This is a genomic window from Bacillus sp. FSL K6-0923 (assembly GCF_038630825.1).
GTDB lineage: Bacteria > Bacillota > Bacilli > Bacillales > Bacillaceae > Bacillus > Bacillus pumilus.
The window spans coordinates 3198885-3222671 of record NZ_CP152044.1; the positions used below are offsets into that span (position 1 = coordinate 3198885).

Consider the following 23787-nt stretch of genomic DNA (forward strand, 5'->3'; position numbering starts at 1 on the left):
CTGTTTATCTATCTATCATTCTTTGCACATTTCATCTTGTTTAAACGATGGATCTTGATTGATGAAGTACCTTTTCATACTGCTGTATGAGCTGCTTCGTATTATTTACTGATGAATATTCTGAATGAACGATTTGATACAGATCGCTTTTCACTTGCTCATTCCATCTGTTTTCATAAAGATAGGCGTGAATGGCCTCTTTTAACTGATTTACCGAATGCGGATCAACAAGCAAGTGTTGATAGCTAGAAAATAAGGTTGGGAGACCACCGACTCTTGTCGCAATGACAGGCACTTTTAAAGCGAGCGCCTCCAGAACGACGGTTGGCATTCCTTCACTATAGGATGGGAGTGCAAACAGATCGGCTGCCACTAAAAAGTCTTTCACCTGATCATTCGGCACCTGCCCTGGGAGTATAATGGATGCTCCAGCCCGTTCTGTGAGCTCCTTTGCAAGGGGGCCTTTTCCGACAAAAACTGCTTTCACACCATCCATGCCGCTGACAGCATCAGCTAATTCAAGTAAGCCCTTCTCTTTGACTAATCGCCCGACGAAGACAACGAGCTTGTCGTGAAGGGGTAAGCCTAACTTTTCCCTGATGCCTTGTTGATCTTCTTCCGTTTTAGAAAATGACTGAAGTGGAATACCGAGCGGGAGGCATTTTGCTTCTACTTTAGTCATTTCATTTGTCTTTTTAGCAAGCTCCTCACTTACCGTCAGAACAGCAGTTGCCTGTTTCACCGCCGTTTCAAAGGCTGCATGTGCCCCTTTGCTATAGCCCGGATACACGTTCACATCACTGCCATGTAAGGTCAAAAGATAAGGAATTTGCGTTTCTTTCTGAATCACAGCCGCCGCTCCGCCAGATGGCATCGCAAAGTGCGCATGGATAAAATCTGGTGACAGCTGGTAACGCTTCATAGCGCCGAGAACAGCAGCCGCTATTCGTTTACTCGGCTGTGCCCATTTTAGCTGTCCAGGGAGCGCTGTATAGTGCGGCCTGTATACGGTCACTCCGTTTCTCACTTCCTGTTCGGGCAGATCTATTTTCTGCCGATAGGACGCCTTCAGCATCCGTAAAACCGGTGGGTTGACCGGGTTGGGACAAATGACGGTCACTTGTATTCCTTGTTTGAGCAGTTCCTGCACTTGCGTTTCATGGAATACGCCTTCACTTGGATGTTTTTCACTAGGATATACACTTGTCAGCCATAGCACCTTCATGACGAACGACCTCTTCTCAATAATTTGCCTGCTACCTGCGGATACATTTTGATGAGCAGCAAGCCATACAACGCTGCACTGACACAAATCGTCAGTCCTAATTGAAGTAAAATGTCTGCTGATGTCAGCTTCATCCCTTGATGCAGGGTTACCGCACAGGCGGCCATCAATAGCGTCATAACAGCAGGTTTGCTAAGTGATTTTAAATACACCTTCATATCAAGCTGTATGACATACGCCATGAGCCATCTGCCAACAATAAAGTTGAGCAGGCTGACACCTGAGTAAACCCAAGCTACTGTGAGCAGACTGCCTGTGCTGACACCTGCATATAAGGCGCATCCATACACAAGAAGCATCCCCGTATCCCAATAAAAGGCTAAGTCCGCTCTCCCCTTTGCAAGGAGTATTGACCCGTTTGGATTCATCAGCACACGCAGAAGGCCGACAATGCACAATATATTAAGAACCGGAACAGCTACGAGCCATTTCTCTCCAAACACTACTTCTATAAAGCTATCTGATACGGCAGCAAGACCGATTAATAGTGGAAAGCTAATCAATGCGAGCATATTCGTCATACTGAGGAAGCCCTCTCGCAGCATGGAGTGATCACGCTGGCTTTTTGCGAAAACAGGGAAGGCCACTCTCGTCACGATTGGGTTAATTTTCAACACGGGGATCGTCACGATTTGATACGCCAAGCTATAAATGCCTAACGCTTCCGCTCCCAGAAACCGGCCGATTAAAATCATGTCTATGTTCGATCCCGCTCGATTGACCAGTCTCGATGCGAGCTGGAATGCGCCGAATGAGAAAAATTCTTTCACTTCTCCTAATGCAAAAACAGGTGCTGGGCGCCACTTCTTCCAATAAGCTGCGGCATACATAAGCCCTTTTCCTGATTGCAGCAGCACTTGAGAAATGACATAGGCAACAATCGGATTGATGAAGAAGGCCAAAGCGAGTAAAACAATCAGCGATATCATGGTTGTAATGGCTTCAATGGCACTTAATGTTTTAAAGGCTAGGTCTTTTTGCATCATGTATTGGTATTGCTGGCCAATAGGAGCAACCAGAAACATAATCGATAATAGTTTCAGCAACCCCTCCAGCTCTGGCCGGTTATAAAAGGCGGCAATCATTGGGCTTACTAGAATGAGTAAACAGAATAAGACAACTCCAGTGAGTAAGTTGATCCAATATAATGTAGATAATTGACGTTCTGTTGTTTGTTCCTTTTGGATGATCGCTGCCCCGATCCCTAGATCAAGTAAAATCTGCGTAAATATGGTGACAGTTGTGATCATGCCAACGAGGCCAAACTCCTTCAGTGACATTACGTTCCCTAAAAAGGCGAACTGTGCAATTTGGATGATCGTAATGATGAATGCGGACAAGCTTGTCCATTTTGCCCCACCTAACATTCGTTTTTTCATACTTGCCATTTCTCTTCCCTACTTTACTTATCTGGCTCCGTCACCCGTCATGATGACTTTTAACGTTTTTATCATAATCTTCGTGTCGAGAGAAAATGTCAAGTTTTGAATATACTGTAAGTCATGTGTTAATTTTTCACTTGGGCTCATTTCATATCCTCCATTTACTTGAGCAAGACCTGTCAGTCCCGGCTTGACCGTTAATCTTTTCGTAAAACCTGGAATCGTCCGATTAAATTCTGCGGTAAACATCGGTCTTTCCGGCCGCGGACCTACGATACTCATTTCTCCTTTTAACACGTTGATGAATTGAGGGAGTTCATCGATTCTTGTTTTACGAATGAAGGCTCCCACTTTGGTGATACGCGGGTCGTTTTTTTGTGCCCATTTCGCTCCTCCGCTCTCAGCATCGGTTCTCATCGATCTGAGCTTCCATAATTTAAAATAAACACCGTCTTTACCGACCCTCTCCTGCATATAAAAGGCTGGTCCCGGTGTTTCCAGCTTAATCAAAAGAGCAAACAGCAAAATGATTGGCGTACTCAACATCAATCCGATGAACGAGAACATTAAATCTATGAAACGTTTTGCAAATAAATAACGAACCATATGTTCTGTTAAGGCAAAAGAGTGGTTTCGTCTCACTTCATATTCTCTATAAAGATTCATCGCTTTCTCTGCACTCACTGACCTGCACCTCACCATTCAAATTAGTTGTTGTGTAAAGAGATGTTCTATGAAAGTCAGTTTAGCAGAGCAACATTAAGCAAATGTAAATGCGCTGTTAAGTCTTGTAAAACTGTGTTAAGAATGTGCACTTATATCAAGTTATGCCCTTTTCAACGTAAAAAAGACCCGCAATTCTGCGGGTCTCCGTGTCTTTTCTTTATTTTGCTTTAACGGATTCGATTGTTTTTAATCGAAGGGTTCCGTTTGCATCTTTTGTATAAGTTACCTTCACTTTTGATTCTTCTTTTAAGCTGTTCACTTGTTTAGAAAACGTATTTCCAAATTGAATAGCGACTTCTTTGCCATCAATGTTCACAGCAATGGTATGTCCATCAGCCAAGCCGACATATGTGCCTTCCTTGGTGACTTCATTTTTATTATTTGTTGTTGATTCTTTCTTTGTTTTAGAATCAGTTTTTGATTGTTCCTTAGCAGGTTCTTCTTTTGTGATTTCTTTACTTGAGCTGTCTTTTGCCTCTTCATCAGATTGACCAGATTGCTCTTCTTTTTGAGCAACTGTTTCTTTGCTTTGATCATCTGCTTTTTCATTTGATGACTGATCTTCTGTTTTTTCCTCTGAAGCATTTTCTTTCTTTTGATCAGCTGCTTCAGTTGTTTCTTTTTTGCTGTCATCCTTACTGTTGTCGTTTGATTGATTTGTTGTGCCGCATGCTGTGAGTAATACACCTAGAAGCAATACTAGAAACGGCATTGTGATTAATTTTTTCAAGATCGTCACCTCTTCATGATTTGTCGATTGGCTATCGCTTGAAGATTCATGCGTAAACCATTCACCTTTTATGTTTCAATTATAACAAAGATAACTAGAAATGAAATGTATTTTTAACTTGACACAATATTGATGACTCGATTATTTCATAGACTTTTGAAAAAAGGCTGCCGAGAGACGTTCTCGAGCAGCCTAAGAGGAGTATCTGAGGCACCCCTCATGTTTGTATTTTCTTATCTAAAGTAACCAGACACACCGCTTGAAATGCCTGACGCTAAACGATCTTTATACGTAGCAGATTTCAAGATATTTGAGTCAACTGGACTTGACACAAAACCAGTTTCTAAAAGAACACTCGGCATTTTAGAATATTTAATTACGTAGAATCCAGCTGTTTTCACACCACGGTCTCTAGTACCAAGTGCACTGACCATTTTCGGCTGAATGTTTTGCGCAAGCTTCAAGCTGTTTGCAGACGCATATGTTTTGTCATAATACGTTTCTGTTCCGTTTGCACTGCTGTTATCATTTGAGTTCGCATGGACACTAATGAAGATATCTGCATTTGCTGACGCACCTTTACTCACTCGTGTTTGAAGACTGTCAAATGTGTCTGATGTTCTTGACATCGTAACAAGTGCACCCGCGTTGTTTAATTTCGTATTTAAACGCTTGGCTACATCTAAATTCAAGTTCTTTTCATATAACCCGTAGCCTACAGCTCCTGAATCATGTGCGCCATGACCTGGATCAATGAATACTTTTTTACCAACAGCCGGGTTCTTCAACTGGTTCACAACAGTCGGAGTCACTGTATTTGTACTGCCTACGACAGTAAATTTGGTGATTTTCTTGCTGCTCACTGTTGCTCTTGTTACTTTTGGCAGCGTCTTTTCATTCGTTAGAAGCAATGCTTTGTTTTGCTTCGCTGCAATTCCTGCAGCAGAAGATGAAGTGGCATAACCAAATCCTCTTCCTACATAGGTATTATTGACGCTCATATTGTACTTTTTCACAATATTTGCCGCGACATCATAACGAGTCGAGCCTTTGATTCGCGTTGGAGACTTTAATTGGTTATAAGCTGCTTTTGTGACGTAATTCTCTCCACCGACTACAATTGTTTGTTTCACGTTGCTTGCTTTTGCAACAGAAGCGATTTCAGAACGAAGTCCCTTTTTATCTGTGTATAGAATTGGGAATCCTTTTTGAGCTGCTACAGGTGCAATTGCAATCCCATGTGCATAGAAAGAACCCTCAACGACAACGACGCCTGCTGGCTTTTTCATTTTTTTCGCGATATTGGCAGATAGCTCATATCGGTTTTTTCCTGAAATACGCTGTGTGGAGATGCCCATTTTTTTCACTTGGTTGACCACGTTGTTTGACACGCTTGATGTACTGCCTAAAACGATCACCGTCTTTGTTTTTAATGAAGTTAAGGCTTTTTTTGTATCACCCGAAAGGCTTTTACTGTTTGTGTAAAGAACTGGTCCATTTTTTTGGTATGCAAGTGGAATTCCTGCTGTTGCATCTGCATACGCAGTTTTCCCTACTAAAACGACCGTACTTGCAGTTCCCCATCCTTTTTTCGCTACGTTTGCCGCTACAGCATATCTGCTCCCGCCATCAATTCGTGAGACTGAATTGTCTGCCAAAGCTGTTGGAACGATAACGAAAATAGCAATGAGGCTGAGGATGGCTGTTTTCATGATTGAGCGCATCGTCTATGTCCTCCTTTAATCCTTTAATAGTTTGTTAGTTTTGTACCCGGATAGTAGAACGAAAGTATAGAAGAATATGAGTTTCCAGATTCTGCTCTAGCTTTGGCTCCGTATTGGCTCATGCCAATGCCGTGGCCATATCCTTTTCCTGAAATCGTAAAGTCATTTGTATTGTTTTTGACTGACGCAAATGTACTTTTCACCTTTGTTGCGCCCATGATGGATCTAAACTCGGTCATCTTCATACTTGCCGTTGTACTTTTGTTTACTGCATATGTGCCTGTTTTATTTTTCAGATGATATGTCAGCTTGATTGATACCGTCTTCGCACGTTGTCCTTTTGTTTTTCCTGAGAACGTCAAGCTTGAGATGGATGCAATCTTCATATCAGATGCAGCTGTTTCTTTATTTTTGAGCAGCCATGATTTGAGACCAGCAAGATCCGCTGCATTTGTCTCTTTTGCCTTAGACCACTGAGATGCTGCTGCGCTAGCAGTCAATGTAGTGCCTAGCTGCTTTTTAGAGAGTTTTAGTGTCCATGCATTGACTGGATCTTTTGTATCCTTTTTGGCCACTAAGTACGGCAATGCATTTGCCCACACTTCTTCACTTGCCTCTGTATAGCCGCCATTACTAGAATAATAGGTGGCTGAAATGAGCTGATTGTTGTATTTCAGTACTTTCCCTTTTGTGGCATCGACAGCTTTTGTCGAATTCGTGTACCAGTTATATCCTCCATATACTTGGAAGGCAGTTGTATCAGGTACGACTTTTCCAATACTTTTCACTGAATACGTTCTAGCGGCCACTGCCTGTGCTTTTAGCGCTTCAACATGCCAGCTTGCAGGCATTTCATTTGGTACTACGCCTTTTAGATAGTCTTCAAATGGAATATTTTCAAGAGTCGGCCTGATATAACCTGATTCAATTGCAAAGTTGACGCTGCCTAGGTAAGGCTTCCCGGCAATCTGAAGGATATTTTTCGTTGAATATTTCTCAGGAACAACTCTTACATTGTTATACGTCTTTATACCTTTTAATGAAATTTTTCCGTTAGAAATATTCAATTGGTAGTTTTGATTTTTTTTCAGATAGACTTGTTTGGCTAATGAGTTCTTCAAGCTATCTTTAATCGCACTTGTGCTACCAGCAAGGTGATAAGCATATGTACCCTTTTCTTTCAGCAGTTTTTTTAGTGACGCTGTGACAGAATCCGGTTTCACATACACAACAGTACTATTAGACTTTGCAGCCAATTGAGACAGCGGCATAGCATAAATATAGCTAGCGGCTTTTGCCAAATAAACTTTATCTGCATTGATATTTAATTTCTTCATTATATTCACAGAGAGTTCATAGCGATTGGCACCACTGATTCTTGTCACCTGTGACGTTTTTTTAATTTGATTTTCTACTTTTTGTCCCGTACTTTTCGTACTGCCGATGATGATGACTTTGCTTGGCAGCTTGTAAGACGGAATGGAATCTTTTTTTGTTAACAGGATTGGGTAACCCTTTCTCGATGCATAGGATGCAATCGCAATCCCATTCATAAATGAGTTTCCTCCGACAACGACAGCTTGCTTATAGTTACCCATTTCTTTAGCGATTTTTTGGGAGATTTCAAACTTGTCTTTTCCACTAATACGTCTGACTTTCCCATACTTTTTAATAGATTTCTCAGCAGCTGTTGAAATACTTTTCGTGTTACCAACGATCAGGATGTTATCCGGCTTCATTTTCTTCAGCTGATTTTCAGTTGTTTTTGTCAGTTTTTCAATGTTTGTATACAAAATGGGTGCGCCTAGTTTGTAAGCTAACGGTGATACAGAAATAGCATGATCAAATGCATCACGGCTCACAATGACAACTGTTGATGGATTCTTCCAGCCGGCAGACGCGATGCTATTGGCAACTTCGTATCGATTTTTGCCATCATATCTTTTCGTAACAGCCACATTCGACCCTGACAGCTTGTATTCTCCAGCTGTGGATAAGTCCATCGTTTGTTTATTTCCGATATAATTAGACAATTTCACTGAAATTGTCGAGCTAGCCATGGCAGACTGAAAGGGTGCAATTAATAGAGTCATTGTCATGAGAACAATAAGTGTAACGCCTGTTTTCTTCAATTTTGTTCATCCCGCCCATCTTTTTTACTTCTGTTTTTCGATCTTTTGAATTTCCTTTTGACCACTGTCATTGATAAAGTAAGAGATTTCTACTTTGTCTCCTGGTTTGAATTCATTTAAAACATCTTTAAAATTATCCGTAAATTCATAGCTTAAGGTCGTATTCACTTTTTTCACTTCGACTGTATGTGCATCAGCCATTCCAATAAATTCAGCTTTTTCTTCCAGCACCTGAGGAGTTGAACTGCTTGTCTTGTTTTCTCCCGAGGACTGCTCAGCCGTTCCACATGCTGTGAGCACGATACCAAGTAGTAGTATTAAGAACGGTAAAACGACGATTTTCTTCATTTTTTTCACCTCATGTCTTTGTATCGTCTTATAACTTAATATTTTAAGGTAAATTTAAGGTTTTTTGAAACCTTTTTTTTGTTACACCGTCTATATCTAGGTTCAGAGTAAAAAAATAACTTGTTTATCAAGATTCGTAAACCTATAATCATGGAAGAATCATAGAAAAGGTGAGGGACATTATGAGAGCTGAAAGAAAACGAAAGAAGAAAAAAGTTCTTTGGATTGTTTTATCGATTATTGGCTTATTCGTATTAGCAACTGGCGGATATGCATATCATCTTTGGAATACAGCAGCTTCAACCGTGGCAGGCATTCAGGAGAATTTAAAGAAGTCAGATAAGCGTGACAAAGATGTCGATTTAAATAAGAAAGACCCGATTTCTATTTTAGTCATGGGCGTTGATGAAAGAAAAAATGACCGAGGTCGTGCAGATACATTAATATACATGACCGTCAATCCAAAAACCAAAACGACTGAGATGGTGAGTATCCCGCGTGATACGTATACGAAAATTGTCGGAAAAGGCACAATGGATAAAATCAACCACTCCTATGCATTCGGCGGCACACAAATGGCAGCTGATACTGTAGAGGAATTGCTTGATGTACCTGTTGATTACTTCGTGAAAGTCAATATGGAGAGCTTTAAGGATATTGTCGATACACTTGGCGGCATTACAGTGAACAGCACATTTGCTTTCAGCTATGATGGCCACTCATTTGGTACAGGAGAAATTAATCTAAATGGCGATCAAGCCCTTGCCTACACAAGAATGAGAAAGCAAGATCCAAAGGGTGACTTCGGACGCCAGCAAAGGCAGCGCCAAGTCATTGAAGGCATCATTGCTAAAGGGGCAAACATTTCATCTATTACGAAGTTCGGCGATATGTTCAAAGTCGTGGAAAACAATATGAAGACCAACATGTCATTTGATGATATGTGGACGATGATGAATGACTATCGTGACGCAAGGCAGCGTGTGAAGCAGCACGAGCTGAAAGGTACGGGAGCACGCATCAATAATATTTATTATTATCAGCTTGATGATAGCAGCCTAGCTAAAGTGAAGAAGGAATTGAAGGACAGTTTGGTGCAGTAAAAAAAGAAGACTACATGATTGTAGTCTTCTTTTTTTATGATTTAAATGGGGCCGGTTTTTCTTCACTTAATCCAAATCGATGAAGAAGTTCTTGGACGATTCGTTTCGATGCTTGTCCATCACCATAAGGGTTAGACGCCTTCGACATGCTGTCATATTCCTTCTGATCTACTAGCAGCTCTTTTGCCATTTTGTAAATGGTCTCTTCATCCGTACCTGCAAGCTTAAGTGTGCCGGCTTTCACGCCTTCTGGACGTTCTGTTGTATCACGGAGCACTAATACTGGCTTCCCTAGAGAAGGAGCCTCCTCTTGTACACCGCCAGAATCCGTTAAGATAAAGTGCGAAGCGGCAGCAAAGTTATGGAAATCAACGACTTCAAGCGGTTCAATTAAGTGTACACGATCGAGACCGCTAAATTCTGTCTGAGCTGCATCACGTACGGCAGGGTTTAGATGAACAGGATAAACGACCTGAACATCTTCAAACTCTTCTACAACACGTCTAATCGCTCTAAACATGTTTTTCATCGGCTGACCGAGATTTTCTCTGCGATGAGCCGTTAACAAAATCATTTTATCCGTCCCTATTCTCTCTAAAATAGGGTGCTGATAATGCTCAGTAACTGTTGTTTGCAGGGCGTCAATCGCTGTATTCCCTGTCACACAAATGGTCTCTTCTTTTTTATTTTCTATTAAAAGATTCTGCTTCGCTTCCTCTGTAGGGGAGAAATGAATATCGGCAATAGTACCTGTCATTTGACGGTTCAATTCCTCTGGGAACGGCGAATATTTATTGTGTGTTCTTAAACCCGCTTCAACGTGACCGACTGAAATTTGGTGGTAGAATGCGGCCAAGCTTCCTGCAAAGGTTGTTGTTGTGTCTCCATGAACAAGGACAATATCAGGTTTTTCTTTTTGGAATAATTGATCTAGCTTTAACAGTGCATTTGATGTGATTTCAGATAATGTCTGCCGTTCTTTCATAATATTTAAATCATGATCCGGTTGAATGTCAAAGGCTTTCAGCACTTGATCAAGCATTTGCCTATGCTGAGCAGTCACAGTGACAGAGGATTTGATTTGCGGATGCTTTTTAAGTTCAAGGACGAGAGGGGCCATTTTGATCGCTTCAGGTCTCGTCCCGAATACAGTCATTACATGTAATGTTTTCAATAGTCGATGCCTCTTTCCTTCTCATTTATCATATGTTTATTATACAAAAGAATAGAAACGAATCCTAATCATTCATTGTTCAATCTTTACATCACCTTTACCCTTTTCAACATAAAAATTTACACGAACTCTTTACAATAGATGTTGTATCAGTTTATACATTTATCTTAAATCATTTGTCATTTCTATCATTTGTAAGTTACACTTTATGAAAGATGAAAAATGAAGTCAAATCATTTTTTCAATATGTAAGGAAGGTGCAAAGTTCATTGAAAAAAGTACGTAAAGCCATTATACCAGCTGCAGGTCTTGGGACACGTTTCCTCCCTGCCACAAAGGCAATGCCTAAAGAAATGCTGCCAATCGTTGATAAACCAACCATTCAATATATTATTGAAGAAGCTGTTGAATCAGGAATTGAAGACATTATTATTGTCACCGGAAAAGGAAAAAGAGCCATTGAGGATCACTTTGATTTTGCACCAGAGCTAGAGCGCAACCTGGAGGAAAAAGGGAAGAGCGAGCTTTTAGAGAAGGTGAGAAAATCCTCTAACATTGCTGACATTCATTACATACGCCAAAAAGAACCTAAAGGACTTGGACACGCCGTTTGGTGCGCACGCAATTTTATCGGTGATGAACCTTTCGCCGTTTTATTAGGTGATGATATTGTTCAAGCTGAAACACCTGGGCTTCGCCAGCTGATGGATGAATACGAAAAGACCCTTTCATCTGTGATCGGAGTTCAGCAGGTGGCAGACAGCGATACACATCGCTACGGAATCATCGACCCTCTTACACAAGAAGGACGCCGCTACCAAGTGAAAAACTTTGTGGAAAAGCCACCGCAAGGTACCGCACCATCCAATCTAGCCATATTAGGACGTTACATTTTCACGCCAGAGATCTTTATGTACCTTGATCAGCAAGAAATTGGTGCAGGCGGGGAAATTCAACTGACAGATGCCATCCAAAAGCTGAATGACATCCAGCGTGTATTCGCCTATGATTTCGAAGGAAAACGATACGATGTCGGTGAAAAGCAAGGCTTCATCGAGACAACTCTCGAGTTTGCCCTTCAAGATGAGGATCTGAAAAAGAAACTCATTCCATTTATGAAACAGCTACTCGAAAAAGAAGAAGTGAATTAAAAAAAGCTGCCGGGATCGGCAGCTTTTTATTTAATCAATCACTGAAATCGTCAGTGTATGCTGTTCATTATCAATGACAAACAGGTTATTTTCGCCCTTCACTGCGAATTTCGTTTGTTTCTTATTCATCCAGATATTCTGTTCTGTCAGCCCAAGTGTTGAAGGAGAGATCGGCATGATCTCACGGAATACCATCGTATGCGCCTGACCATTTTCAATCACATAATCGGTTTTCTCAGTGGTCAGCCGCTCAATGGTATCGCCTTGTTCACTTTTGACCGAGCTAAGTGTTTGCATTCTTTGCTTCAGCACAGACTCTTCTTTACCAAGAAAAGAAAGTAAATACTCATACGAACCTGCAGATGCAGGTGATACGTGGGAATTGAACTGTGCTGGCCCGATGGATAATGGCTTCAATTCATCTGCGTTTTGCAGCGTATCAAGTTTCACATAATAGGTCTCTGATGCTGTTTTGATTTGAACGGCTTGTTTATTTTTAGCCACAGCCTTTACTTCTTGTCCAAACGATAATGTGACGTCTGCCTTTTTGTTCATGGCTTTGTCTGTATAAACCGTCATTGGATCAGCTGTGACTATGGCCTTTTGATCAATCTTTTTCATATCATCAGGGGCACCTTTCGTCTCTTGATTCGTTGACTGAGGAGCCTCTGTTTTACCTGAAGGAATTGCACCAAATGTCGCCAATGTACGAAGCGGACGATCCGAAAACATAGAAAGGGCAAGCAAGATGGTTAAAACAGCTAAAATGGTGACTTGAAACGCCGGTCCAAAAAATGAACGTCGTTTCCCAGTGTCATTATACCTCGTGACTTTCTCTATCTTTTGTACGCCTTTTCGACCTTCCTTGTGTTCTAACTGATATTTTTGTTTCTCTTTCTTGGAAAGCTTGTTAAACCAATCAACAAACTCTTTGTACTCTTTCACAACCATTTTCGTATCATCAAACATACGAAGTTCACCATAATGCATCCAAGCCACACGATCACATATTTTTTGGATTTGGCTAATAGAGTGACTGACAAAAAAGATCGTCTTTCCTTTTTCTTTGAATTCTGTAATGCGGTCCACACATTTTTGATAGAAGGTTTGGTCTCCAACAGACAGCGCTTCATCAATAATGAGGATATCTGGATCAATATGCGCTGAAATGGCAAAGCCAAGACGTGATTTCATTCCGCTTGAATAGCTCTTAACTGGCTGGTCAATAAAGTCGCCAATATCCGCAAACTCTACGATTTTTTCATAAAGCTCGTCTATCTCTTTATTCGTAAGCCCCATCATTAAGCACTTTAAGCGAATATTATCTTTCCCGCTTAATTGGTTGTTCAGCCCTGCCGCAATGGCAATTAACGAAGGCTGGCCGTCCATATCAATTTCACCGCTTGTCGGTGGAATGATTTTCGCCAGAAGGTTCGACATCGTGGATTTACCAGACCCGTTGATCCCCACGAAACCAATCGTCTCTCCTTCATAGACATCAAAGGACACATCACGAACAGCAAAGAAACCTTTTTCATTTTTATTAGGTAAAAACAGCCCTTTGATCTTGTCCGACTGTTTTTTATATAAGACGTATTGCTTGGATACGTTTCGAAACGAAACCTTTAGTTTCATCGTATAATCTCCTTACTTTTTAAAGAAAATCGACAAATTTATCCCTAAATTTCATATGCAGCAATGAACCGACTGTTAAAAGAAGAAGCGTAATCAGCCAGAAATAAAGTGTGTATTTGACATCATGGAAGAACCACTCTCCCTTTAATAAGCTATTTCTGAAGCCATCAATAATGTAGAAAAGGGGATTCAGCCTTAAAATATCTCCAATCCACGCCTTATCTCCAGTAAGCTTCTCCGAGATATTCCAAAAAATCGGCAGCAAAAAGAAAAGTAAACGTGTCACTGATTGTAAAAGAAATTGATAGTCTCTTACGAGTACACTAATTGTTGAATTAAACAAACTAAACGAAAACATAAACGCGATCATACATATAAGGTAGTAAATATATTGTAGCCAATGCGCGTCAGGATATATGCCATAAGAAATCAGCACAATGAGATAGACACCCATCATAACAAAGTAGCTGAACAAGTTTGACATAATGACCACAGACGGCAGCGCACTAATCGGAAAATTCATTTTCGATACCATATTAATGCGTTTAAACACACTGTTTGATCCATCAAGAATCGTCGGACTAATGAAGAACCAAGGGATTAAACCGGCAAGCATCCAGATGATAAATGGAACCTCCATGTCTCCAATGGCAATTGGCTGTCCTCCGCGAATGCCCATACCAAAAACAAACCAGTAAGCCAGCATCTGCATTAATGGATTTAAAAACTGCCACAAAACACCCAAATAATTCATCTGATATTTTGATTTTGTTTCATAAACAGCAAGTCGCATAATCAGCGGAAGTGAGCTGATTTGCTCTCTTAATATTGTAAACAATGCGTTCATTCTAATCTTCCTTAGATATAAGTTTTTGGGATTGCCACTTTTAAAAAAATCACCGCTCATAATTGTAACAGATGTTGAGAAATATTTCACTTTTCAAATCTAATGAGTATATTAAATAGTAGGGATATTAGATCAAAATAAACGCTAGTATTTTCAGCAATTCTAGGTTACTAATTACCTTATTATATCATTGCTTTATAATTGCCATTAGAATATAATTATCAGGATAATTGCATTTCCAAAATAAATATCATTTTCCTATTATATATATAAATGAAGGGGCTTAACATTAATGAGAATCAAGCAATTCAAAAAAATCGTTACAAGAAAGATTAAATTTATTTTAAATCCACTAATTGAGTTTTCCAGAGATTCACGACTTCGTATTAGAAGTAAATACACCTCCTATTTAGAGAAAAATCCGGTTAGAAGTAATTATATTCTATATGAAGCTTATCATGGCAAAAGTATTTCTGGAAATTGTTACGCAATTTTTCTAGGCTTGATGAAAGATAGTACTTTTAAAGATTTACATCATGTTTGGGTCATTAATGATATTACTGATCCAATGATTGCAGAATTAAAGCAGAAAACTTCTAATATTTCCTTTGTTAAAGTTGATAGCAACGAATATCTAAAATATTTAGCAACTTCTAAATATTTAGTTAATGATACGTCATTTCCTTTTTATTTTATTAAAAGAGAAGAACAAGTTTATATCAATACTTGGCATGGAACTCCTTTAAAAACTTTAGGGAAGGATATTAATAAAAGATCAATGTCTGGTCATAAAAATATCCAAAGAAATTTGCTTCATTGTGATTACCTTATTAGCCCGAATACTTTTACGTATGAAAAGTTACTAAAATCAAATGATGTATTTGGGATATTTACTGGGAAAATTGCAAATATCGGTTATCCTAGAGTAGATTTAACATTAAGCACTAGCAGTGAAAGTGTGAAAGAAAGATTAGACCTACCTTTTAATAAAAAAATTGTACTTTATGCTCCAACATGGAGAGGAACAATAGGTGCCGAAGAGGATACTTGCTATACATTGCATAGTGAAGTTGTAAAAATTCAGCAGGCGCTTGGTGATGATTACTTAGTACTTTTAAAATCTCATTACTTTTCTTATAAATTTTTTAAACAGAGCGGTCTTGAACATCTTTGTGTTCCAAACTGGATTGATACAAATGAACTTTTATCTGCTATAGACATTTTAATTACAGATTATTCAAGTATCTTTTTCGATTTCCTACCTTTAAAAAGACCTGTCTTTTTCTATATGCCTGACTTACGTGAATACGAATCAGAGAGAGGTTTTTATTTAGATATAACAAAACTTCCTGGACCTATCTGTGAAAGTATAGTTGATTTAATTGACAGCTTAGGCCAACTAAACAGTTTAAATAACTTCAATAAACAATTTGAAAAACAATACAAAGAGTTTTTAGATGAATACTGCTCTTATGATGACGGAAATGCTACTGATCGACTTATTGACATAATATTCAAAAAGAAAAATCAAGATGATTTAATCAGCGTTGAAAGCAATAAACAAAAATTACTTCTTTATTGTGGAGGCTTCTACAATAATGGTATAACCGTTTCAGCGACTAATTTATTTGATCAGATTGATTACAACAAATATGAAGTTGTTGTCATTGATAACTCAAATTATCATAAAGATAAATGGATGAACATACAAAAGCTACATCCTAATGTTCATATTATTTATAGACCTGGTTTTGTTAATAGAACATTAATAGAAACATATAAACAGAACCTAATTTTCCGCCGTGGTATATACAATAACAAAATGTTAAAATACACTCCGGTAAACTCATACAAGAGAGAATTAAAGAGAATTATTGGTAATACGAAGTTTGATGTAGGAATAGATTTTGGAGGATATAACAAATTTTGGACTCTTCTTTTCGCATTCGGAGATTTTAAAGTCAAAAGTATTTTCCTGCATGCTGACATGATGAAAGAGTATAACAAGAAAGTGAATCACAAATATAAACATCGTGGTAACCTAAAAGTAATTTTCTCACTGTACAAGTTCTTCGATAGAATTGTTTCAGTTGCCGAATCGACTAACATAGAAAATCACTTGAACTTAAGCCCTTATATTCCTAATGCTTTAGAGAAAATGGTTTTTGTTAATAATGTAATCTCGCCTAACAAAGTACTTCAAATGAAAGAAGATAAAGAGATTATAGAATTTAATAATGAGAGATATTTAATTACTTATCAAAATGATAAAAACGAATCCATCGGTCTTAATCTATCTGGGATACCACTTCCAAATAAGGAGTATATCAACTTTATAACTATAGGAAGATTATCTCCTGAAAAAGGGCAAAAGAAATTAATTTCTGCTTTTTCACAATTACACAAGCAATACCCAAAAGCTGTATTGTATATTGTGGGTGAAGGGCCTTTAAAAAGAGAACTAAAGGACCACACAAAAAAATTACATCTAGAACATTGTGTGTTTTTTGTTGGACAACTCGAAAATCCATTTTCTTTACTAGATGAATGTGATTGTTTTGTATTATCTTCAGATTATGAAGGGCAAGGCTTGGTTCTCATGGAAGCAATGATTCTAAAAAAACCAATTATAGCTACCGATGTAACTGGAGTACATTCCGTCTTAGAGGGTGGATATGGATTATTAGTTGATAATAATGAAACTGCGCTATTTAATGGTATGTCTGATTTTATCCAGAATAGTATGGAACAAAAATCCTTTGATTACGAAAAGTATAATAGCGAGGCACTAGACCTCTTCTACAAAAATGTCTGTACAAAAGCTAATTAACCACTTATATACAGAATAAAATTATATGTATTTTAAAAACACCTTTGGATAATGGTCAAGTATTGAACTTGATACCTTCCAAAGGTGTTTTTCCATCTATAAGAAAACAATCAAAAGCGTTGCGAATTAAAAACTGCTTCAACCACCCGCTTCGACGACTCCCCGCTCTCTAAGTAACAGAATTTCTCATAAAACGGTGCGAATGATTCTGGTAGTGTAAAGGTCGGTTGTTCTGTTTCTCTTACCCATTCAATCACGCTTGATGTCTCTTTCACAAGCGGTCCTGGTGCTTCTTGTTCAAAGTCGAAGTAGAAGCCTCTCAATTTATCACGATATGTTTCAATGTCTGACACATAGAACAGCATCGGACGCTTAAGGTTTGCATAATCAAAGAACACAGATGAGTAATCTGTGATGAGCAGATCAGAAATCATATAAAGGTCTCTAATGTCTTCGTAATGAGAGAGGTCATAGGCAAAGCCTTCATATGGCCCTAAATCAAAGTTTTCAGCGACTAAATAGTGCATACGCAGAATGATGATATATTCGTCTCCGATAGCGGCTCTCAGCTCATGCAGATCAAGGTCTAAATCAAATTTGTACTGCCCCTTTTTATAAAATTGATCGTCTCTCCATGTTGGTGCGTATAAGATCAATTTTTTATCAAGCGGCAGGTTCATCTTTTGTTTGAGTGCTCTCATCGTTTCTTCATTGTTTTGATTGTGAAGGAAGTCATTTCTCGGATATCCTGACTCAATCATAGTCTTTTGAAATTGGAAGGCACGTGTAAAGATTTCAGTCGAGTAAGCATTTGGAGAAATGAGGTAGTCCCAATTTGACGCTTCCTTCGTGAAATTCTTTTTGTATTTTTTCGTGTTTGTTCCAGGCATATGCACCTCATCCATATCCATCGCCAGTCGTTTTAACGGCGTACCATGCCAAGTCTGCAAGTATGTTGTGTGATCTGGCTTTGGAACCCATAGCGGCAAACGGCTGTTTACAACCCAATACTCCGCTCTCGCCATTGCAAAAATCCATTTCAATGACAGACGATTGATATAGTAGATGCCCTTTTCCTTAAACGGTGCTTCATGCCCTTTTTTCACGCTCCAGATCAGCGTATATTCAGGGTGATTTTCTTTCATATATTCATAAATACCACGCGGGTTACAACTGAATTGTTTTCCATTAAAGCTTTCAAAAATAACGGTTTTCTTCTTCACAGACAACTTACTTGCCAGCTTAAAGGTCGTTTGGAAAGTTCTTGTCACAAGGCGGTTACGAACTTTCTTTATTTTACCGATTTGCTTTTTGAACTTCTTCCACTTGCTTTTGACGTAGTACTTCGCACGTGTTTTCATTGTATAATCATTGATTCGGATGCCAAGCGTTTGTCTTTTTTTCTTTCGATACACCTCATATCGAATCGGTACATCATTTCTTTTATGAATTTGGACAAGTCCTTTGAGTTTGTTCGAGCGATCTCCAAGCACTAAAGAAGTGGTTGTTAATGTTTCCTCTGCTCCGTTCACACCGCAGATAAATTCAAGATAAAAACGATATACAAAGCGTTTGTTTAATGAATAGGTCAATTCCTCTAAAGGAATTTCTGCTGAAAATTGATAAAGCTGTGGTACATGTTGATCATCACGGTATTCGATCACTTCATCTTTTATATGGGTGATATTTACCGGAAAACGATGCTCAATTGGTTCTTCACCATTTTTCTTCAATAGAAGCTTTGCTTCTATGATCTCATACGGATGTTCTGCACTTAGAACGCCTGCATAACCGGACAAAGATAACATGCATCCTTTGTTGAGCTCGATATGATTGAATTTCACAACCTTCAGCTCACGTTTGATTTTCAAAGATGCATTTCCTTTGTCTGTGCGGTATGGAATGATATACAGCATGGCGTCTTTATTTTCTAAAAAAGTCATCTCAGGTTTTTCTATTTCCATTTTTAAACGGCGTTTATAGTATGACGTCTTTTCTTCTACTTCGGCATGATCCGTTTCTTTTAGTTCTTCTTCCTCTTCTTCCGAATCAGAATCATAGGCCGAGTCCTCAAGCTCGTCCTCATCCTCTTCTTTGTCTGCACTCAAATAGTCCGTCACATACAGGTTGTATGTCTGACCCTGCTCTAATGCAAGCGGAAGCGATGATTCACTCAATACCAATTTGAATAGATTGTCTTCTTGATGAACAAGCGGCAGGAAAAGCTCTTGTTTTGATACTCTTTCCCTCATAAATAAATAAAATTCTCTATCTGTTAATGGCATGTCATCGTCGATACGAATAAGCATTTCTAGTTTCTCATGATGATTTTTTAACCCTTCAACGACACTCTTCTTATGAATTCCCTCTTCAATCATTAATCGTTAATCTCCTCTGTTCAGAAATCTTACCGTTGTGTTGTCACATTATTTTACTTTCCAAGAATAGTTTCCTTGTTTCGTTTGATACGACCATCCATCGATTGACGATGGTTTATTGGTGAGCAGCTCTTCCTCTACTTCTAGACGCTGCAAAACTTCCTGAAGTTCTTCTGTTTTAAAACGAATGTAAAAATCAACGTATTTTGTTTGATTCGTTTCAATGTTTTTCTTTGTTTGAAAATGGCCAATTGGGAAGCTGACTTGATGGTTTTCATCGATTGTCTGAGATATGATTTCAGCTCCATTTACTCGATCATATCCTGCGAAATCAATTTGCACATGATCCGCATGACTCATTTCGTCCTTCAGCTCAAGATGAAGATGAAGAACATGATGTTCAGCGCTCAGATCACGCAAAACCCATTTCATGCGGTCCACGATCCTTCTCAGTTCATCTTTACGCTCACGGTTTTCGAGCATTTGATGAAGCGCTGTATTCCAAAGAGACATTTCATCAGAAGGCACAAGATAAAAATAGGCTTGTTCTCCCAATACCTTCTCAACATCTAACTTATGCTTAGTATCTCCAAAGAAGACGGCATCCACTTGCTGTTTTCTTATTTGTTTAAATAATTCTCCGTAATGAGAATAAAGTTGATGCGGATCTTCTTCATAATGTGCGTCATGTACAAATGCAGCATAATACGTTGTTTCGGGCTGTTCGACTTTAAACAGGTGACGGTCTTGATCCCGGTCTTCTGTAATCATCAGTTTCAAACGGTCATTTTGTGTTTGAATACTAGATAACCATATTTGCTTTATATCCGTCTTCTTTGTAAAAGTTTGAATTCCTGTTTTTTTATACCAATTAATATGCCGGACTGGATTCTTTTTTGTATCTCCAGGGTAGATGATCTCCATATAGATATTGCCATCGTCATTGATTAGTTCTTCCAAGTATAAAGCACCTGTATGAGGAACAAAGCTTTGTACTCTGCACAAAACGCCCTGCCAATTGTACTCTTCCCTCTTTACTAATTGCAGCTCTTTATTATATTGATCAATAAAACAAATAGGGGAAGATGGCAGTTCATATCTCGTCACCTGCACTGTTGATTCTTCTGCTGGCATCACTGCTTCATTGATCGATTGAAAAGATGTACCAATGATAAATTCCGAGTAACGCCTTTTACTTCCACTTTCCGGTAGAATATAGTGCTCAAATACATTCAAGATGTCAACTTGGTGAAGAAAGGTCTCCTCCAAGCTATGAATATGTTCTTTCACATTTGCATCATAATTCAAAGTTAAAATGGCATTACGTTTATGTTTGTCAGCCAATGGCTTTAATCTCGCTTTTAAAGACTTTGTTAAGGGCTCATCCTGTTTTGGTACATCACCCATGATAAAGTAGTAGTCCATATCAGGCATGTCAACTGATGTCATTGTTTCATGTTGTTCAGGTTGATCCAATGTGAGTTCATTTTTTTTCTTCATCCAATTTTGAAACACAGGAAGCTCTCCTTATAAAAATGATCACTTGCTATTGTATTTTACATGAAAAAGTACTTCTCACCAAAAGATAAGAAGTACTTTTTTTCGATCTATTAAAGTCCAGCAATTTCTTCCTTAATTTGTGTTGTCGAGATGCCTTCTGTTCTTTTCAAGTACACGACTTCGCAATGCTCTTTCAAGAAATCGAATTTACCTTCCCAGTCATCTCCCATGACAAACACATCAATATCGTGCTCTTGCACGTCACGGACTTTTTGATCCCAGCTGTTTTCTGGAATCACTTCGTCTACATAACGAATCGTTTCAAGAATCAGCTTTCGATGTTCGTAGCTATGATAAGCCTTTTTTGATTTCTGTAAGTTAAACTCATCTGTCGAAATGGCCACCACTAAGTAATCTCCAAGCTGCTTTGCACGTTCGAGCAGCTTAATGTGCCCCCAGTGTAATAAATCAAATGTACCGTAAGTAATAACTTTCTTCATTGCAAACATAAACTCCTTTCTTCGTTCCTTATTTGACTGCTTTCATGCAGTAATGTTTATCCGTAATCCTATAATCATCAATCATTTTTTTCGCTCTTCGGAACCTCATTATATCACAATGCCTATGAAAGGTTAAGAATATGTAAAGACAAACTATTTCCAATTTATTGGGCGGAGAAGGGAAAGTCCGAAGAATCAATGTTTCTTGCAGCATCCTCCTTATGAATTGATGAAAATGTCATGAAATTTAAAGGTTTGTAAAGTTATTGTTAATATTTCATGGAGCATCTGTGATAAAATGATGTGTAGACGAAAAACGAATTTACAATGAACGTTCATAGATAACAAGATAAAAAAGGAGGTCTAAACAATGCAAACAGAAGTGGTCTCTAACCTTTCTTATGTAAACGGCGACCTAGATGAATTTATTAGCTATATGAATCACCATCATATTTCTCAAAGAAGAGGCGCCATGATTGCGACTGTCAATCCAGAGATTGGCTATGCTGTTATGAAGGATCATGCATATCATCAAGTTGTTTCTTCTGCGGATTATGTTCTGCCGGATGGTGTTGGCGTCGTCTTGATGTCACGTTTGACACAAAGTCCGCTGAAGTCAAGAATTGCTGGCTTTGATGTCTTCATGTCTATGCTTGATCTAGCAAACAAGCAGTCTAAAAGTATCTTTTTATATGGGGCGAAAAAAGAAGTGCTTGAGGCTGTTAAACAGCGAATTGATACGGAATATCCAAATGTGGTCATCGCAGGCAGCTGTGACGGTTATCAAGCAGATAAACGTTTCGTAGCAAAACAAATCGCTCGCTCGAAAGCAGATATGGTGTTCGTTGCTTTAGGTTATCCAAATCAAGAGAACTTTATTTATGAATACCGTCATTTATTCCCGCAGGCTGTTTGCATCGGTTTAGGCGGAAGCTTTGATGTATTTAGCGGAACGGTGAAGCGCGCACCACGATGGATGATTAAAACAAATACAGAATGGCTGTACCGACTTATTGTGAATCCATGGAGATGGAAACGAATGCTGAATATTCCTAAATACGCTTTTGCCGTATTGAAAGAAAACAAAGGGAAAAAACGTTACTATCCTGAGCAAGCAAAGGATCAGACGAAACAGCTGTGAGAGACTGACCAATGATGAATATACGCTCAATGATCATTTCATGCTATGCAGCTTTCATTTCTTTCATTGGATGGCTGATGAGCGGCGTGAAACCACGAGAAAACCAGGTGACGCTGCTTGTTTCATTTCAAGAGAATACAGCTGCTCTTATTGATGCTTATCAACAACAGGCGAACATGACGATGAAGCTTACTGTCCTCTATACGAAGCATGCTTCTGCGATAGAAAAGGACGAGTCTCATCTGTCATTTCGCTATTTTCATGAAAAAAATCCTCTCCATCTTATTCGATGTATTTATACGATGTTTAAAAGCAAGGTTGTCGTGACAGATAATTACTTTCTTATGACAAGTGTACTCAGAAAACGTCCTTCTACCACCTGTATTCAAGTATGGCATGCCAATGGGGCGTTGAAAAAGTTCGGGCTTGAAGATGCTTCAAATTCGGAACGAAGTCCTCGTGATATTAAACGGTTCAAACGAGTCTATGCGTCTTTCGATTATATCGTTACAGGCTCAGATCATATGCGCGAGATTTTTAAATCTTCGTTTGGGGTGAATGATGAACGTTTTTTACCAACAGGTGTACCGATGACGGATGTGTACTATGAACAGCATCAGCCTTCCTTGAAGCCGAATGATTTTCCTAAAGGGAAAAAGATCCTGCTTTATGCACCGACCTATCGAGACTTTGCAATGGACGGTCTTGTCCTGCCTTTTTCAAAAGAACAATTGCAAACAGAGCTAAACGGTGATTATATTCTGCTCGTCAAGCTTCATCCTGCGGTCAAACATTTAGCGAAGGCGGAAACAGACGATGAATGGATATTTGATGTATCCGATCAGCCGCTTTATCCATTGCTTTGCGCATGCGATGTACTGATCACAGATTACTCGTCGATCGTGTTTGAATATGCACTGCTTGAAAAGCCTGTTTTGTTCTTCACTTATGACTTAGACACTTATCGCAAGAAGCGCGGTTTAGTCGATCGATATGAGGACATCATTCCTGGGAAAGCTTGTATCACTCAAGACATGCTCTTGATGGAGCTGCTTCAACTAACCGAATCAGATAATCAAGACCAAATCAAAACCTTCGCCGAGGAATGGAATCAATATTCAAAGGGAAGGTCCAGTGAGCAGCTCTTATCCTTTATTGAACAACAGCTCTTACACAAAAAACGTCCGGCTTCTCAATAGGA

Annotated in this window: 18 protein-coding genes; 5 read left to right on the plus strand and 13 right to left on the minus strand. The window is 38.9% G+C overall.

Annotated features, from left to right (window positions below; all coding sequences use genetic code 11):
* Nucleotides 1-40: 40 nt before the first annotated feature.
* The 7 genes from MHI16_RS16475 to MHI16_RS16505 all read right to left on the minus strand — a co-directional run bounded on the left by MHI16_RS16475 (nucleotide 41) and on the right by MHI16_RS16505 (nucleotide 8327).
* Nucleotides 41-1225, minus strand: a complete 1185-nt coding sequence (locus MHI16_RS16475) for a glycosyltransferase (RefSeq protein WP_061409766.1) — start codon at nucleotides 1223-1225, stop codon at nucleotides 41-43.
* On the minus strand, nucleotides 1222-2673 hold the full coding sequence (locus tag MHI16_RS16480) for an MOP flippase family protein (protein WP_061409768.1): 1452 nt from the start codon (nucleotides 2671-2673) through the stop codon (nucleotides 1222-1224). Before MHI16_RS16480 ends, MHI16_RS16475 begins: the two co-directional genes overlap by 4 nt.
* Nucleotides 2674-2691: 18 nt before the next feature.
* On the minus strand, nucleotides 2692-3351 hold the full coding sequence (locus MHI16_RS16485) for an exopolysaccharide biosynthesis polyprenyl glycosylphosphotransferase (RefSeq protein WP_061409770.1): 660 nt from the start codon (nucleotides 3349-3351) through the stop codon (nucleotides 2692-2694).
* Nucleotides 3352-3550: 199 nt separating this feature from the next.
* Nucleotides 3551-4123: a hypothetical protein gene (locus tag MHI16_RS16490; RefSeq protein ID WP_061409772.1), complete on the minus strand. Its 573-nt coding sequence runs from the start codon at nucleotides 4121-4123 to the stop codon at nucleotides 3551-3553.
* A gap of 233 nt (nucleotides 4124-4356) precedes the next feature.
* Nucleotides 4357-5847, minus strand: coding sequence for an N-acetylmuramoyl-L-alanine amidase (locus MHI16_RS16495; protein ID WP_058013545.1), 1491 nt, complete (start codon nucleotides 5845-5847; stop codon nucleotides 4357-4359).
* A gap of 23 nt (nucleotides 5848-5870) precedes the next feature.
* The gene (locus tag MHI16_RS16500; protein ID WP_061409774.1) at nucleotides 5871-7979 is read right to left on the minus strand and encodes a SpoIID/LytB domain-containing protein; all 2109 of its coding nucleotides are present in this window, start codon (nucleotides 7977-7979) and stop codon (nucleotides 5871-5873) included.
* Between the two features lie 24 nt (nucleotides 7980-8003).
* Nucleotides 8004-8327 (minus strand): hypothetical protein, encoded by a 324-nt coding sequence (locus tag MHI16_RS16505; protein ID WP_035701604.1) that lies wholly within the window; start codon nucleotides 8325-8327, stop codon nucleotides 8004-8006.
* A 182-nt stretch (nucleotides 8328-8509) separates the two neighbouring features.
* Here MHI16_RS16505 and MHI16_RS16510 point away from each other — a divergent pair, with 182 nt between their 5' ends.
* Nucleotides 8510-9430 carry a LytR family transcriptional regulator gene (locus MHI16_RS16510; protein ID WP_061409776.1) on the plus strand — a complete coding sequence of 307 codons (921 nt, stop codon included), beginning with the start codon at nucleotides 8510-8512 and terminating at the stop codon, nucleotides 9428-9430.
* 34 nt (nucleotides 9431-9464) lie between these two features.
* Here MHI16_RS16510 and wecB read toward each other — a convergent pair whose 3' ends face one another.
* On the minus strand, nucleotides 9465-10604 hold the full coding sequence (wecB, locus tag MHI16_RS16515) for a UDP-N-acetylglucosamine 2-epimerase (non-hydrolyzing) (protein WP_058013543.1): 1140 nt from the start codon (nucleotides 10602-10604) through the stop codon (nucleotides 9465-9467).
* A 269-nt stretch (nucleotides 10605-10873) separates the two neighbouring features.
* On the opposite strand from wecB, the gene galU reads away from it, so the two are divergent.
* The gene (gene galU / locus MHI16_RS16520; protein ID WP_034660174.1) at nucleotides 10874-11755 is read left to right on the plus strand and encodes a UTP--glucose-1-phosphate uridylyltransferase GalU; all 882 of its coding nucleotides are present in this window, start codon (nucleotides 10874-10876) and stop codon (nucleotides 11753-11755) included.
* Between the two features lie 30 nt (nucleotides 11756-11785).
* On the opposite strand, the gene tagH is transcribed toward galU, so the two are convergent.
* Entirely contained in the window at nucleotides 11786-13390 is a 1605-nt protein-coding gene (tagH, locus tag MHI16_RS16525) for a teichoic acids export ABC transporter ATP-binding subunit TagH (protein WP_058013542.1), read from the minus strand.
* 19 nt (nucleotides 13391-13409) lie between these two features.
* Nucleotides 13410-14237: an ABC transporter permease gene (locus tag MHI16_RS16530; RefSeq protein WP_034281130.1), complete on the minus strand. Its 828-nt coding sequence runs from the start codon at nucleotides 14235-14237 to the stop codon at nucleotides 13410-13412.
* A gap of 292 nt (nucleotides 14238-14529) precedes the next feature.
* On the opposite strand from MHI16_RS16530, the gene MHI16_RS16535 reads away from it, so the two are divergent.
* Entirely contained in the window at nucleotides 14530-17067 is a 2538-nt protein-coding gene (locus MHI16_RS16535; protein WP_058013541.1) for a glycosyltransferase, read from the plus strand.
* A 110-nt stretch (nucleotides 17068-17177) separates the two neighbouring features.
* Here the strand turns inward: MHI16_RS16535 and MHI16_RS16540 are convergent, their stop codons facing one another.
* From MHI16_RS16540 to tagD, 3 genes are all read right to left on the minus strand, one after another.
* Nucleotides 17178-19445: a CDP-glycerol glycerophosphotransferase family protein gene (locus MHI16_RS16540; protein WP_144461700.1), complete on the minus strand. Its 2268-nt coding sequence runs from the start codon at nucleotides 19443-19445 to the stop codon at nucleotides 17178-17180.
* A gap of 48 nt (nucleotides 19446-19493) precedes the next feature.
* Nucleotides 19494-20960, minus strand: a complete 1467-nt coding sequence (locus tag MHI16_RS16545) for an alpha-glucosyltransferase N-terminal domain-containing protein (protein WP_058013540.1) — start codon at nucleotides 20958-20960, stop codon at nucleotides 19494-19496.
* Nucleotides 20961-21055: 95 nt separating this feature from the next.
* Nucleotides 21056-21445, minus strand: coding sequence for a glycerol-3-phosphate cytidylyltransferase (gene tagD / locus MHI16_RS16550; protein WP_008343212.1), 390 nt, complete (start codon nucleotides 21443-21445; stop codon nucleotides 21056-21058).
* 370 nt (nucleotides 21446-21815) lie between these two features.
* Here tagD and MHI16_RS16555 point away from each other — a divergent pair, with 370 nt between their 5' ends.
* Both MHI16_RS16555 and MHI16_RS16560 read left to right on the plus strand, forming a co-directional pair.
* Complete coding sequence (locus MHI16_RS16555) at nucleotides 21816-22586, plus strand: WecB/TagA/CpsF family glycosyltransferase (RefSeq protein ID WP_058013539.1); 771 nt, start codon at nucleotides 21816-21818, stop codon at nucleotides 22584-22586.
* Between the two features lie 11 nt (nucleotides 22587-22597).
* Nucleotides 22598-23785: a CDP-glycerol glycerophosphotransferase family protein gene (locus tag MHI16_RS16560; RefSeq protein WP_081042263.1), complete on the plus strand. Its 1188-nt coding sequence runs from the start codon at nucleotides 22598-22600 to the stop codon at nucleotides 23783-23785.
* The last annotated feature ends 2 nt before the right edge of the window (nucleotides 23786-23787 follow it).